The 14,393-nt window shown below is 65.9% G+C and carries 13 protein-coding genes; 6 read left to right on the plus strand and 7 right to left on the minus strand.

The genetic code is table 11. The features are described 5' to 3' along the window. Positions 1 to 66 precede the first annotated feature (66 nt). Together O3X23_RS06625 and O3X23_RS06630 are read right to left on the minus strand one after the other, a co-directional pair. On the minus strand, positions 67 to 753 hold the full coding sequence (locus O3X23_RS06625) for a hypothetical protein (RefSeq protein WP_269270197.1): 687 nt from the start codon (positions 751 to 753) through the stop codon (positions 67 to 69). Positions 754 to 2,670: 1,917 nt separating this feature from the next. Then, positions 2,671 to 3,951 (minus strand): tetratricopeptide repeat protein, encoded by a 1,281-nt coding sequence (locus O3X23_RS06630; protein WP_269270372.1) that lies wholly within the window; start codon positions 3,949 to 3,951, stop codon positions 2,671 to 2,673. Positions 3,952 to 4,148: 197 nt separating this feature from the next. Between O3X23_RS06630 and O3X23_RS44105 the strand changes: the two genes are divergently transcribed. The 3 genes from O3X23_RS44105 (at position 4,149) to O3X23_RS06640 (ending at position 7,028) form a co-directional block, all read left to right on the plus strand. Then, complete coding sequence (locus O3X23_RS44105) at positions 4,149 to 4,655, plus strand: ATP-binding protein (protein WP_443047782.1); 507 nt, start codon at positions 4,149 to 4,151, stop codon at positions 4,653 to 4,655. A gap of 1,223 nt (positions 4,656 to 5,878) precedes the next feature. Further along, a complete protein-coding gene (locus O3X23_RS06635; protein ID WP_269270199.1) occupies positions 5,879 to 6,055 on the plus strand; it encodes a hypothetical protein in 177 nt (58 codons plus the stop codon). Positions 6,056 to 6,155: 100 nt separating this feature from the next. After that, positions 6,156 to 7,028, plus strand: a complete 873-nt coding sequence (locus O3X23_RS06640; RefSeq protein WP_269270373.1) for an aKG-HExxH-type peptide beta-hydroxylase — start codon at positions 6,156 to 6,158, stop codon at positions 7,026 to 7,028. Positions 7,029 to 7,040: 12 nt separating this feature from the next. Here O3X23_RS06640 and O3X23_RS06645 read toward each other — a convergent pair whose 3' ends face one another. The 5 genes from O3X23_RS06645 to O3X23_RS06665 all read right to left on the minus strand — a co-directional run bounded on the left by O3X23_RS06645 (position 7,041) and on the right by O3X23_RS06665 (position 11,557). Continuing rightward, positions 7,041 to 7,634, minus strand: coding sequence for a pentapeptide repeat-containing protein (locus tag O3X23_RS06645; protein WP_269270200.1), 594 nt, complete (start codon positions 7,632 to 7,634; stop codon positions 7,041 to 7,043). A 485-nt stretch (positions 7,635 to 8,119) separates the two neighbouring features. Further along, positions 8,120 to 9,352: an MBL fold metallo-hydrolase gene (locus O3X23_RS06650; protein WP_269270202.1), complete on the minus strand. Its 1,233-nt coding sequence runs from the start codon at positions 9,350 to 9,352 to the stop codon at positions 8,120 to 8,122. Between the two features lie 54 nt (positions 9,353 to 9,406). Continuing rightward, positions 9,407 to 9,901, minus strand: a complete 495-nt coding sequence (locus tag O3X23_RS06655; RefSeq protein WP_269270204.1) for a nuclear transport factor 2 family protein — start codon at positions 9,899 to 9,901, stop codon at positions 9,407 to 9,409. A gap of 67 nt (positions 9,902 to 9,968) precedes the next feature. Then, positions 9,969 to 10,700 (minus strand): helix-turn-helix transcriptional regulator, encoded by a 732-nt coding sequence (locus O3X23_RS06660; RefSeq protein WP_269270206.1) that lies wholly within the window; start codon positions 10,698 to 10,700, stop codon positions 9,969 to 9,971. Further along, positions 10,697 to 11,557 (minus strand): GNAT family N-acetyltransferase, encoded by an 861-nt coding sequence (locus O3X23_RS06665; protein WP_269270207.1) that lies wholly within the window; start codon positions 11,555 to 11,557, stop codon positions 10,697 to 10,699. Before O3X23_RS06665 ends, O3X23_RS06660 begins: the two co-directional genes overlap by 4 nt. A 289-nt stretch (positions 11,558 to 11,846) precedes the next feature. Between O3X23_RS06665 and O3X23_RS06670 the strand changes: the two genes are divergently transcribed. The 3 genes from O3X23_RS06670 to O3X23_RS06680 are packed head-to-tail and all read left to right on the plus strand — an operon-like array spanning position 11,847 to position 14,374. After that, positions 11,847 to 12,620, plus strand: a complete 774-nt coding sequence (locus tag O3X23_RS06670) for a GntR family transcriptional regulator (protein ID WP_269270208.1) — start codon at positions 11,847 to 11,849, stop codon at positions 12,618 to 12,620. Between the two features lie 48 nt (positions 12,621 to 12,668). After that, positions 12,669 to 12,896 (plus strand): 4Fe-4S dicluster domain-containing protein, encoded by a 228-nt coding sequence (locus tag O3X23_RS06675; protein ID WP_250978538.1) that lies wholly within the window; start codon positions 12,669 to 12,671, stop codon positions 12,894 to 12,896. 17 nt (positions 12,897 to 12,913) lie between these two features. Beyond that, the gene (locus O3X23_RS06680; RefSeq protein WP_269270374.1) at positions 12,914 to 14,374 is read left to right on the plus strand and encodes an ABC transporter substrate-binding protein; all 1,461 of its coding nucleotides are present in this window, start codon (positions 12,914 to 12,916) and stop codon (positions 14,372 to 14,374) included. Positions 14,375 to 14,393 lie beyond the last annotated feature (19 nt).

Here is a 14,393-nt window from a genome sequence, read left to right on the forward strand (position 1 = left end):
AGCGGACATAGCCAGGGACCGGCCGCGCCGGTCCCGACTAAGAGCGTTCAGCCCTAGTAACAAGTTTCAGCGCATGGAGAAGGACAGGACTATTTGCCCCTTTGCCTCCTTGTCCTCGCGGTCAAGCCGCCGAGTAATTGCCGCCATACGCTCCCAGTCGGCAGGAGCTATCTCTATCCACTCCGAGCAGAAATCGCAGAACCACTCACCATCCATGATTTGCACCGGCTCGAACTCGAAAGCGCTTGCCAACTCCTCGGCGTGCTCATGATTACTGGCACGGCATCCGCAGTCCGGATTGTCGGAATAGCACTCAGTCTCGGAAGGGTGGTTCTCCTCGTACTCGATTTCGTCCGCTCGGTCCTCGTTCAGACACCCATCAGATAGGGCACCCTCAATGGATTCGACCGCCTCCACCATGAGTACGTTATTCGCGTCATAGATGAAGCTGGAGCCCGGACCGTACGCATAGCCAGGCTCTCCGACCTTTTCGTCTACCGCGTCCAGTAGCTCAACAATGCGTTCAGCGTTAGCTACGGAACGGGCGTACTCCCACACCGGCCCGTAATAGCTACGAGAGTGCGTCTCGGACGAGACCGGGGAACCCAACAGGTCGACAATCATCCCGATCGAGGACCACCCGTGCTTACCCGCCTCCTCAAAGAAATGCCAATCCCCGTAACTGTAGTTCTGGCTGGTGTAGCTCCTGATTGCCTCAGATAGCGTAATTTCATCTTCCACGGCGACACTCATGGTGCGTTCCCCTCTCACCTGCCATTCGAATGAATGGACTTGACGGCGCCCGGTCGGCAGACCGGCCGGACACCATCAGGCTGACTCATTCCCTAGTAACAAGTTTTAGATCATGCGTCGGGACGGCTGACACACATACGGCATGGATGGGAAGCCTTACAGCACCACTTACGTACGCTTGCATATCCGATTGACTCGAACTGCCAACGGATCACGCGGGTTCCCAGCCGGTTGGACATGATTGCTATTGCCGAGCGCTCCGCGCCCCGATCAGAAAGTGCACTTACGTCCATCAGGTGGACGTGTTCACCGTGTGCGTTATGCACCTCGACGGTATACAAGCGGGTCTCGTAGGTGTGGATGCCACCGCGAATGACGCACCCGCATGCAGCGGTAACAAGCGTGTCAGCCATTGTCGCTACCTCCGAGCCAGTCGCATGCAGGCATAAAGCCCTGCTGGCAGTCGTCTGCCTTACCGTCGGAAAATCCGTCATTGAACGTGCTCACAGTGGCATCGTGAGCCGTGTTGATTGCGTGCCCGATCACGGCTCCCGCACCCATGGCGAGAATGAGCACGAGTACAGCCAATGTCTTTCGCATGTGCTGTGTGCCTCTCTGGTGGCCTATCACTGGGCAGGCAGGGGAACACCCCTGCCCACTCAGCAACGGACGGCCGTCCGGCCGTCTGTGCCTGCCTCACACGCTTAGGTGCGGGAGTTGGGCGGATGAGTATCAGTCACCCGCTCCAGCGCCCACACGGACACGTGATGTTGGCTCATGCACCGGATGCCCCCGATGCTGGCGGTTGGGTCATGTGTTGCTGTGACGCGCGGCTGTAGGTGCGCGTCCCCTTTCCAATCAAGGCCCCGGCATTTCCGCTCGCCGCCGTATTAGGTACGGATCATCGCAGCGCCTTTAGGTCACCCTGGCGAAAGTCCACTATTGAGTTCTCAAGGTTCCTGCCATCCGGGCCGGTTGCTTTCGCTTCCGTCCCGCTCTCCCTGTCACCGGCGAGCCGCTACCCGTTGCCGTTTCCCTGGACTCCCTTTCGGGCGGTACTTCCGGCGGGCCTTGCTGCGTTGCTCGTTCCGACATGGAGAACATTACCCGCCCTCCCCAGTAACAAGTCTGAGCAAAAGGAAAACGCGCCTGATATACAGACTCCCCAGTAGCAAGCAAGAGGGCATATATGGACATAGGCCACGGATTCCCTAGTAACAAGTGCCTTTAATGTGGGCCACGTCACACAGTCTCGGCTTGACAGCATTGGAGCGAGACCCCGCTCGTTACCTTGGCGTTATCATTACGTGCTTGATATGACACTCATTCGCGATCATCGCGTTACTAAGTGACGTGGTGTCAGGCATGTGCTGACAATGTCTCAGGTTGGACGCTTGCACGCTGACCCCAACCAACTGACGGGCCGTCACTCGGCCGAGAGTGCACGAATTAATTCATGCGGCCATGGAATAGGGGTACCCGCGCCTATTCATTCATTCACGTGATTTCTGTGTACACCCGGGGGTAATACATACATACATGCAAGAGCGACCCACAGGGTGTGCCGTTCTTCGGTTGTGTACGGGTATTAAACTTTCACAAGGGGACAAGCCTCCATGCCGAGCCGTGCCGGCCTGGCGGCCCCTTGGCCCTCCAGGAACACCTAGAAGCCCTCTAGGGGCGCCCAACGAGCCATTCTGTGCCAATTTTGGGGCTTCGTCAGCCTCTCGGGCACGCCGTCTAACCTGCTGCAACGCTACGGAAGCTCCCATGGAGTGACTTGAGTCACATTCGCTTGTCCCCTGGACGAGTTCTGCGTCGATGGACACATAGGATATTTATGTAGGGGGGTTATACCCCCCCCTAGCGCGGAGCTAGCACCCTTCTCGAAGAGGGTGCATGAGTGAATGAATGAAATCAGGCTGCCACGTTGACACCTGTAGCTCTGGCCCGCTCGAACAGTGCCTTCACATGAGCGTTTTTCGCATGAGGAGAGAGGCGGGCAACCATGATCCTCATCTTCTCGTCGCATCGTCCCGACTGGACCAACGGGTAGTCGTCCAGGGCTCGGTCCCAAGACGCGCAGGCTGCTTCAAGGTGTCCGATGTCGAGCTGACGTTCAGCGGCCAGGCTGTTGTGCCGCACTCGGGTGCGCCGGTAGTGCGGGTAGGCAAGTTGGGTGGACTCCTGCATGGCTTTAACGGCTCCGGCACTGTCCTTCAGCTCATGCCGCACCTGTGAGAGGTGGTACATCAGTGCAGCAGGGTCATAGGACCCGAAGGCTTTGGACTGCGACTCGGCTACCTCCATCGCCTTCTCGGCCTCGCTCATGTAACGCAGGGCCTCAGCAGCGTTTCCGAGCTGCGCCGCGGAATGTGCTTGCTGTCCTGCCAGGAAGGCCCGCATCCGAGGGCCCGCCTGAGGCGAGGCGGCTGCCGCCGCGTCTGCAAGTCTCATGGCGTGACGCCCGTGCCCAAGGTCAACGGCTTGGACGGACATGCCTCGGAGCGTTGTGCAGTAAGTCAGGTGGTCTTCAGCGGCTCCGGCCAGTTCTAGGGCCTTGAGGTAGTAACGCTGAGCCAGGCCGTGAACTCCTTCGTCCACTGCCATGTATCCCGTGAGGTAGCAAAGATCCGCAGCGGCGGACATCATCGCCATGCGAACGTGCTCGGGAGCCTCGGCGTTCAGGTAGCCGGCCACGGTGTTCACCAAGAACGCGGCAGCCATGGGGCGGGCGTGCCGACCGCCGAACTGGTCGTCCAGGTCGCTGACGCGCTCCGTCATCTGCTGAACCATGTCGACCTCGCCCATACCGATACGGATGGTCTTGCCGGCCGCGAAGGCTTCCGCTCGGCCCACTACGTCTGGCCAGTCCGGGATGGTCAAGGCAACAGAGAACAGAGCAGCGCCCAGGACACTTCTACGGGACGGGTCCATGTCTTGCCTCCCCAGGTCGATCAGACCTTCAACCGTACCTGGGAAGGTAAGGGCAGGTCCGAGGGCGGGGAAGCCAGCCTCTTCGTGGGTCACGGGCCGGAAGAGCTTGCGTGACAGGGCCTCAATGATCGCCGCGCGGGCTTCCTTGCGCGGAGTGGTGCCGCTCAACCAGTGGGACACGGTGGAGTGGTCGTACTTGGTCGGTGTGCCCAGTTCCGACCCGACGCGGTTCACTTCCATGGCGAACCGCGCGTGCTTCATGTCTGCCTCGTAGAGCAGCCCCGTAAGACGCTCGTTCGGTCGCTTCTCCTGAGTCACAGCCAACTCCCGCGAACTTTCACGTGATTCACGCTCTCGCACTGCACACACCGTACCGCTCTGCGTGTTCATGCGGTTGCTTAGTGCGTAGCAGCAGACGCGGGGCCTTGGGCTCCACAACCACGTTGGGAGGTGCAGCGATGGCCGCGGGGGGACAGTTCTTTCAGAGCAGGCTCGACCTAGCGTGCGAACCCACCGCTGTCCACTTCGCCCGGAGTCACACCGAGGACGTTCTACAGAAGTGGCAGATGCCTGCGGAGGTGTCCTTTGACGCGGCGGTCGTCGTCGTTGAGCTGACGAGCAACGCGGTACGCCATGCCGGCCAGGACGCCATACCGTTCAAGCAGGACCAGGGTCAGCCGCCCGTCCCTCAGTGCACCCTGTCTTTGTGGGTGACGAACACCCGGTTACACATTGGGGTGTGGGATCAGAGTTTGCGGCGTCCGGCTCTTCAGCCGATCTCCTATGACGCTGAGGGGGGCCGTGGTCTGCAAGTGGTGGCCGGCTTGTCTGAAGGACAGTGGGGCGCTGCTCCGACCCAGCCCAGGGGGAAGATCGTCTGGGCTGCTCTGCCCTTGCCTGCCGAGTACCGCCGTCGGCTGTCCTACATCAGCTCGTTATCCCGCCCTCAGGCGGTGAGCGCATGACGACGTACGCCCCTTCCATAGGTGTTGCATGCATTGAATCCAGGACCTTGTTCCGGCTGGGGGAAGCTCTACGTTCGAGCCTGAGCGAGGACATCCTTGATGACCTCGAAGAGGTGTTAGGTGAGGACGCTGTGCTGACGGCACAAGGCGCCAAGGCGCTTGCTAGCCAGTTGCATGCATCACTTCGCAGGATGTTGTGTTTCGTATCCCCAAGTCCTTCGCAAGTTCACTTCACCCGTGCCCTGCTGTTCGAGCGATGTCCCGCTGACGAGTTTGACGCTGTGAGCTACGTGCGTCGGCTGGCTGTGGCTGTGCTTGACCTAGCAGATGAAGCAGCTAAAACCGCTGTTCCCTCCCAGCCACCGCCGTAGCGGCTTCTAGTGACTCTGGACATCGCGGCCCCTAATAGACCCCGCTCCGGTCACGAGAGCCCAAGAGGAAGGTTCCCGCCGACCTGACGGGGATGGGCTCCCCGGCTCCCCCGCGTGACCGGAGCGGGCACCACTTGAATTAGTCAAAGAACTGCAAGTGAGCCGTGAGAGAGCATCAATCATGACAGCACTGCCCGACCCCATGCGACACGTGTGCAATCAGGAAGCGAAGGTTCCTGACAAATTCGCAGACCTGGTCCTCAGCAAAGTACCCGGGGGCAAATACTCTGCGAGTGACGTGGAGCGGACCGTTCGGTGCACCCTGGAAGAGCACACCATCCCTGTTCACTACGGCCTCATCCTCGAACTCAGCGAGCCGAAATCCGGGGCTGTGTGGGCGGTGTGGGACAGCACTGACGGACTCTTCTCTCTACAAACCAGGGCCGATTGCCTCGCCCAGCCGACCAACGGGTCATCAATATGCACCGAGTTCTCTCAGCACCCCGGTGGCCATACCTGGGAACTGACAGATGACTAGCCCGTAGCTCCCCGCTACGGTCCCTTGTAACTCAATACGGAAGAGTCCGGAATGCCCACCCCATAGACGGTCGTACGGCATTTCGGTGACCCCGGTTCGAGTCCGGGCAAGGGACTACGGCTGCCGTCAGGCGGTCGGATGCAAGCAATCGGAAACCGAGGAGAAGCATTACGCGGCAAGGAGCCGATTCCTCGCATGCCAGCCCGTTCAGGGCTGGCCTGATACTCCCACCCCGGCCGCCACTGTGGAGACGGTCCGGCTGGGGTGGGTTGCAAGGTCCGTGCACAACCATCCGAGTTGGAAGAGGTACGCACATGCCCGTGAAGACCGTGGTGCCGACCACCGAACCGGCCATCTCCGATGACACCCTCAGCGACCTGGTTGCCGCCATCAAGGGCGACCCGACCGCTGTCGTGTCCGGCGTGAAGGCGCGCGTGGCCGCGTCCCAGAGTGACGCGAACAACTGCATGATGGGCGGCTGGACCGCCTGATCCGCAGCCTGACGCGCTGACTCTCAAGTGCGCCCGGGGCGGGTACCCGCCCCGGGCGTGCGCCAGGCTACATACAAGGAGGACACTCCTCGTGCACTTCATGAACCTCGGCCACAGCTACGAGAACACCGCGCGGATGGTCACCGCGCTGAGCAACGAATTCCCCACGGCAGAGGATCTGCCCGTCGCGTACAGGAAGGCGATCAGCACCCTTCGCCCTCTGCCGGCCCACTACGACGAAGACAAGAACAACAACTACGCCGCCATCACGTTCGAGGACGGTGATTGGTCGGACTACTGCCTGAACCACGGCATCTTCGCCCACATTTTCGACGGTGCCACGCCGAGCGACGCGGTCACGCGTGACCGCTGGAAGGCGAACATCGCGTCGGCGCTCCGTTACCTCCAGGAGATGAGTCCGGGCCTCTACCGCATGGTCCGGTTGCTGGTGACGGACATCGTGGTCCTGAACTCGGGAGCGGATGGAGGCGGCTCGGCTTCCCAGATGCCCGGCGTCGTGGTCATGAGCCCCGGGCCCAAGTGGGAGGTGCCGCAGTACACCGAGTGCCTGACGCATGAGGCGATGCACCTCAACCTGTTCGTCGCGGACACGGTGTACGGCACGTTCACCCTGCCGTCCGTCGAGTTGGAGGCCGACGAGCACCGCGCTCTGTCGGCTGTCAAGATCGGCCAGCGGAGGCCGCTGGACAAGGCGTTTCACGCGGCGGCCGTGACGGTCCCACTGATGTACCTGCAACACCAGCGCGGCACCACAACCCTGATCGACCTTTACACGGAGTCGCTGCGCGACGCGTGCGCGGACCTCGCCACCCACCGGGAGGTCTTCACCGAGTACGGCGCGATGCTTCTGGACGAGCTGTGCGGCTTCGCGGCCAGCATCGACTTCGCGCACGTGGCCCAGACAATTACTGACCCCACGTACGCGGGGTACCGGCCGGCGGTGGCCGCCTAGGCGGTCATCCCGCTACTCGAAGTTGATACCCACCTCACGTGCCAGGCTCAGGGCCAGTTCCATCGACCCTGGGCCTTGCACCGTTGCGCCTTTGAAATGTGCCACCCCGCCCACGTCGAGCAGCGTTGAGTTTTCGAATCGCACTGTGCCCATCTTCACGTTGCCGAACTGAGCGCCAGTAAGGTCGCAGTTCACGAAGCGCACGTTGTGCAGCTCGGAGAACTGGAAGTCCACCCCGATCATTCGGCAATCCATGAAGGCCACGGCGTAGATTTTTGAGTTTCGGAACATGGCTGGAGCGCTGACGCAGTTTTCAAAGGTCACGTCCCGAAACGTGCTGGCCTTCCACGATGAACCAGTCATGCGACTGCCGGTCACACGGCAACGCAAGAGGGACACGTCCTGGGCGCTGACCTCGGCGAAGTCGCATGTGTCGAAGTGCGCGTCACTGATCTGAGTCTGTCGCAACCGGGTACCGGTGAACCGCAGGTTGCCGAAGTAGCATCCTTCTGCCTCCAGGGCCTCGACATCCCGCCCAATCAGATGTTCGCCGTCGTAACGAACGTTGCGAATGACCGCGTCATCCGCAAAGTCGTCCCGGGACATCTCCGCGTCCCGCAAGTTTGCAGGAAGACGCGGAGCCTCTGGGTTTTTGACTCGGCTGATTTTACTGCCTTGTTGAGCAAGTCGGGGCATGTCTGCGTCATCCGTTCACCGAGGGGTGCGACTGGAGACCCCAAAGTCTACGAGAAGTTGACCCCCGAGACGGACACTTGCGGGGCACCAAAAGGTGCCTCCGTGTCGCAGTGCTTGAGTGAATTAATTGATCGGTAGACTGGTGCAGGCCCGGTCGTCGCCCACCCCCCCCCGGCGACGGCCGGGTCTCTGGACGCGCTACGCGCCGTTCTGGGTATGGACGACTCGGACCTTGAGCCGAGACGTATCGCGCCCTGTAGGTAGCGGTGCGAAGCCCCTGTTCTCCTCCTGACGCTCACGCCGGGGAGGGCCGTCTATGGCGGCCATGAGCCGCTGTCGTTCATCGGCCGGCATGCTGGAGAACGCATCCGTGATCTGACGCAAGTCGGCATCCATCATGCCTCCACAGCTACGTCGGGAAGCTGTCCGGAGTCAGCCGTGATACGGGGCCAGACGGCCCAGCCGCTGTCTGGCACCACGGCTACGTTCCGCCACCACGGGTCAGGAGCGGGACAGGTAGCGGGCTCGAACGGCTGCCCAACCAAGGGCGTTGCAGCCTGCTGTCCAGCCCGGTCCGAAGCGAGCATCGTGCGTTCACCCGGCTCCGCCCACGGGTGCATTGCCAAGTTGAACGTTCCCCAGTGGATCGGCAGAAGGATTCCGCCCGGCTTGCCTCCTTGCAAGTCAAGGTGTGCGCGCAAGCCTTCGTCAGGTGTCATGTGGATGTCTGGCCAAAGGCCCGGATCGGGCTTGCAATCGCAGGGCTCACCTGGCGTACAGTTGGTGTGGATCTCCGGCCAGAACTCGCTGTAGGCGCCGATCTGGATCATCGTCGCGTCGAACGGGCCGTGCCGCTCGCCGATCTCGGCGAAGCCGGGGAAGTACCCCGTGTCGCCACTGTGGTAGATCCGGTGGTCACCGCCGGTCACCACCCAGGACGCCCACAGGGTCTGCTGGCGGCCGCGCAGGCCGCGGCCGCAGAAGTGCCGGGCCGGGGTTGCGGTCAGCGTCAGCCCGCCCACCTCGGTCGACTCGTTCCAGTCCAGCTCGTGCAGCCGCGCGGGGTCGATGCCCCAGTGCTCCAGGTGGGCACCGACGCCGAGCGGAACGGCGAAAACGGTGTCGGTGCCGACCAGCGCCTGGATGGTGGGCATGTCGAGATGGTCGTAGTGGTCGTGCGAGATGACCACCACGTCCACCGTGCCGAGCGTCTTCAACGGGACCGGCACCGGGTGCACCCGCTTGGGCCCGGCGAAGGCGAACGGCGAGCAGCGGTCGCCCCACACCGGGTCGAAGAGCACCCGGCGGCCGCCGATCTCGGCGAGCACGGTCGAGTGGCCCATCCACGTCAGCCGCAGCCCGGACGCCGGCGCCGCCGCCAGGTCGGCGAGCGTCGTCGGATGGACGGGCACCGGGGCGACGGGCCGGCGCCGTGCCCGCGCGTCCTTGCGCAGGTTGCCGGGCAGCGCCTTGAGCAGGCCCCCGCTGGGCACGGAGCGCGCACCCACCGGGTTCTGGAAGACGCCGTCGGCGTAGTTGGGTGACGCGAGGATCCGCTCCAGTCGCGCGCCGACGGGGTCGGCGCCGAAAGCGGCAGGTCGCAGTGCGGTGAGACGGGAACCGGTCACGGCACCTCCAGCAGGGGGGCGGTCAGTCGATGTCACACTCGCAATTCTGCCTTGTCAGTCGTCGGTACCGAAGCGGCGGCTCCCGGTCAGCGACCAGACATCGGTGATCAGGCCGTTCGCCACGGCCAGAACGTCGATTCCGCTCGCCGTGAGCTCACCGGCGCCGTCCGGGTCGGGGCGGGTGGCGCTCCAGCGGCAGCAGGCCTGACCCGCGGGACCGGCCTGGCCCGCCGGAGCGGCACCGGCCGCGACGGCGAGGTCCACGAGCGGAACGCCGTGCATGCGGTAGACCAGGCCCGGCTTGGCGCGGCGGTGGGCGGCGATGAACGAGGCCAGGCCACCGGGGCCGCGCAGGGCGTCGGTGTCCACGGTGGGGATGGTGTTGCCGAAGTGGATCCGGAATCCGGGGGTGAGGATGCGGTCGGCGAGAGCGAGGTCTCCGTTCCACAGCGCCGTCCAGTCCTGGAACAGCCCGGTGCCGAGCTGACGGAGTTCGGAGTCGGTGCCAGTGCCGGTGCCGGTGGTGCTCGTGTGCAGGTCGACAGTCATGTCCGTGCCTTTCTTCGCGGTGTGGACACCATCTTCGGAAGGGCCGGCGACACCGTCCTGTCGGTGTTTACGAAACCGTCCGCCCACTGGTGTCGATCAGATCCGCGACGCACTCGAGACCGATCAGCTCCCGGCCCAGCGCGTCCAGCTCGCCGCGGGCGACGCGGCGCGGCGGCACCGTCTCGTCCAGGGCCGTGACCCCCTGGATCCGGTCCAGCCGGAACCCGCGCACCGCTCCGCGCAGCCGGCACCAGGCGATGAGGTACCACCGCTCGCCACCGAGGAACCCGAGCGGTTCCACCAGCCGCTCGCTGGCCACGCCCTCCCGGTCCTCGTACGCGAGCCGCAGCACGCGGCGGCCGGCGAGCGCGTCCTGCAGGACGCGCGGGACGGTGGGGCGCTCCTCGTCCGGGGCGAGCAGGTGCACCCGGTCGGCGAACTCGGCGGTCGCGCCGCGCTCGCGGGCGGGCATGACGGCCAGCACCTTCCGCAGCGCGCCGCGCGCGGCTTCGGCGAACGGCGTGCCGTCCAGCGCGTGCAGCCCGACCGCGAGAGCGGTCGCCTCCGCCGGGGTGATGGTCAGCGGCGGGAGCGTCTGCTGCTTGTCCAGGGTGTATCCGCCCGTGCGGCCCGGCTCCGCGTAGACCGGCACACCGGACTGCTGCAACGCGTTCAGGTCGCGTTCGACGGTGCGCGTGCTGACCTCGAAGCGCTGCGCGAGCCATCGGGCGCTGCGCGGGCGCGGCGCGACCGCGCGCAACTCCTCGACGAGGGCGTACAGCCGGTCGGTCCGGTTCACCGTCCGCCGGCCGGGCTGTAGGTCACCGCGGCGTGGTCCTGGACCGGCCGGTATCCCAGGCGCCGGTAGAGGGCGTTGCTGGTGGGGTTGGCGAGGTCGGTGAAGAGCACCACCTCGGCCGTTCCGGCGTCGCGTGCGGCGCGGCTGACCACGGCGGTCGCCGCGCCCGCGTAGCCGCGGCCGCGGTGGGCGGGCGGGGTGTAGACGGCGACGACGCGGACCATGCCCGCGAGCGCGCGGGTGTTCCCCGCCATCGACACGGGCACGCCGTCGACCTCCCACAGCGTGAGGCCGCCGTGGCCGAGCCGGTCGTCGACGAACGCGCCGGCGTTCGGGCTCGGCTCCCCGATCTCCCCGGCGAACGCCTCGTGCCACTCCACCAGCAGCTCCCGGTCGTCCGCCCGGGCGGTTCTGGCGCGGCCGGCCGGAGCGGGCTCCGGCGGCGTCAGTTCTCCGAGCCGGAACAGCCGGATGCCCTTGCCGGGCTCGGCCGCCACCCCGGTGCGGGAGCGCCAGGCGTCGGCGAAGGCCTCGACCGTGGCCCGCTCCCCCCGGACGCCGAGCAGCGGGTCCTCCCTCGAGCCCCATACGTCCGCCAGCTCGGCGACGGCCTCGACCGGCGCCTGGGTCAGGAGTGGCGGCCAGGGTGGCGTCTCCAGGAAGGCGGCGCCGACGGTCCCTTCGGCGTCATGCCACCAGCCGAACCGCGGCGGGGTGTCCCCGTACACGTCGAGGGCGCGCAGGCGCAGCCCATCCGCGACGGTGATCAGTACGGTGTTCTCCACCGCGCGTGCCCGCAGGAAGCCGCTCGCGGCCGTCAGGAACGCGTCGAGGTCCTTCGTCGTGTGCCAGCCCATGCCGCATCCTGTCGCGCGCGCCACCGCTCGCGCACCACCTTTTCCGCCGCGCCGGGACCGGAGTGCGTCGATTGGTGGCGGCTAGTGGCAGATCTTGCGATGTGGACAGCAAACGTGCAGGTCAGGGCTGTTCACACAGTCCCTTTGGTGGCGCAACACTTCGGCAACACCACTTCGCTCCGACCCTCGGTAGGGTCCCCCGGGGAACGCGGCGCACGACGTCGCGACCGTTGAACCGCAGAGCGCGGACCCCCGCCCACCGACGCGACATCCCAGACCGGAGAACCCGATGCCCGCCGAGCGCACCCGTGAGCACACCGCACCGGTGGCCGCCGCGCGCCGCCGCCGGCTACGGGCGGACCAGGCGCGGCAACTCGCCGACCTGCTGCGGCGGCAGGTGCTCCTGCGGGGGTTCCCGGCCGGGCTGCTGCCGCACGAGGACGCGCTCGGCGCCGACTACGGCGTCTCCCGCAACACCGTCCGCCAGGCGCTCGACCTGCTGCGCGCCGAGCAGTTGGTGGAACGGGTGCCGGGAGTCGGCACCGTCGTGGTCGGCGCCAAGTACCCGCACGGCCTGGACCGGCTGATGGGCCTGGCGGAGACGCTGCACGAGCACGGGCGGGTCACCAACGAGGTGCGCACCATGGCGCCGGTCCCGGCGCCCACGCCCGTCGCGGAACGGCTGCGCCTGGAGGGCCCGGACACCGATGTGCTGTACATCGAACGGCTGCGGCGGCTCGACGGGCTGCCGCTCTCCCTGGACCTGACCTACATCCCGATGGACGTCGGCATCGAACTGCTCAGTGCCGACCTGGAGAACACCGACATCTTCCGGCTGCTCGAAGAGATCACCGGCCAGCCGCTGGGCACCGCCGAGATCACCCTGGAGGCCGTCAGCGCCGACGCGCACTCCGCCGCCGTGCTCCAGGCCCCGCGCGGCGCCGCCGTGCTGATGCTGGAACGGCTCACCCACCTGTCCGACGGCCGCCCGGTGGACCTGGAGTTCATCCGGTTCCGCGGCGACCGCATCACCATGCGCGGAGAGCTGCACCGGTCCGTCTGACCGTTCGCGTACCGCACCCTTCACCCGCAGTCCTACGAGGAGACAGCCATGCCTGTCGTACCCCAGCGCGCCGACGTACCGGTGACGATCGACGAGTCCCGGTGCATCGACGGCTGCACGCTCTGTGTCGACATGTGCCCGCTCGACTCACTCGCCATCAACCCGGACACCAACAAGGCGTTCATGCACGTCGACGAGTGCTGGTACTGCGGCCCCTGCGCCGCCCGCTGCCCCACGGACGCGGTCACCGTCAACATGCCCTACCTGCTGCGATGAAAGGTCTCGCCATGACGATGAGAGGTGTCACGTCGGCGGGGTCCGCCCGGTGCGGACGCGTCCGCACCTGCGTGGTCGCGGTGGCCGGCGCCGGCCTGCTGCTGCCGCTGGCCGGCTGCGGCGGGGACGCGGGCGCGGAGGGCGGCAAGACCGTCACGGTCTCCGTCGGCTACCAGTCGAAGACGATCAACACGGTGACGGCGGGGACGCTGCTGCGTTCGCTGGGGTACTTCGAGCGCACGTTGGGCGAGCTGGGCAAGCGCGACGGCGTGACGTACAAGGTCGACTGGCAGGACTACGCGACCGGCGCGCCGATCACCGCGCAGATGATGGCGCGGAAGGTCGACATCGGGTCGATGGGCGACTATCCGCTGCTGATCAACGCGGCACGCGGCCAGCAGATGAAGGCGCCGACCAAGCTGGTCTCCGTCACCGGGTACAACCTGCGCGGCGGCCTCAACATGGTCGTCACCAAGCCGGATTCGACGCTTTCCTCGCTGGCGGACCTGCGCGGGAAGAAGGTCTCGACGAGTGTCGGCTCCGCCGCCGACGGCACCCTCGTACGGGCACTGCAGAAGGTCGGCATCGACGCGAACAAGGATCTGCACAAGCTCAACCAGCAGCCCGCCGTCGGTGCGTCCGCCCTGCAGTCCGGCAGCGCGGACGCGCTGTCGCAGTTCGTCGCCTGGCCGGGCCTGCTGGTCTTCCAGGGCAAGGCGAAGCCGCTGTACGACGGTGCGGCGCTGGACGTGCCGACGCTGCACGGTGTGACGGTGCGCGCGGCCTTCGCCGGCCAACGGCCGGCCGTCGTCGACGCGTTCCTCACCGCGCAGATCCAGGCCACCCGGTACCTGCACCAGCACCCGCTGGACGCCGCGCAGCAGGTGGCGAAGGCGACTGGGCTGCCGCCCGAGGTCGTGTACCTCTACAACGGCGCCGGCGGCATCGCCGCCTTCGATACGACGCTGAAGCCGCGCCTTCTGAACGCCCTGAAGCAGGACGTGCCGGTGCTCTCCTCCGCCAAGCTCGTCGACTCGGTCGACGTGGACGCCTTCACCGACGACCGCTACCTGAAGCGGGTCTACGGCGCCGGGTACGCCAAGGACCTGGCGTCCACCGTCAATCCGGCACCCGTCACCGGCACCGACCCGGTGTGCGGGGGCCGGGCGACCGATCCGGCGACGGCGAGCGAGAGCTGGCTGTCGGGCGAGGACCGGACGACGGCGTTCACCACGCCGAGCTGCCTGCTGCGGTACGTCAAGCAGCACCCGGGCAAGGTGCGGGTCGGCTACGTTCCCGACGCACTGACCGGCACCCGCTGGTTCGCCGGCTCGTCGGTGTGGGTCGAGGACCCGGCCGCCGCTCCCACGGCCCGCTTCCAGCCCTTCACCACCCCCGCCAACGCCCGCGACTGGATCGCGCGCCACCCGGGCGCCCGGCTCATCGGCTACGACGCCGCGCTGCGGGAGTCGCCGTGACCACGACGACCACGACCGG

The sequence above is a fragment of the Streptomyces sp. H39-S7 genome, from assembly GCF_027158205.1.
In the GTDB taxonomy this organism is placed as follows: domain Bacteria; phylum Actinomycetota; class Actinomycetes; order Streptomycetales; family Streptomycetaceae; genus Actinacidiphila.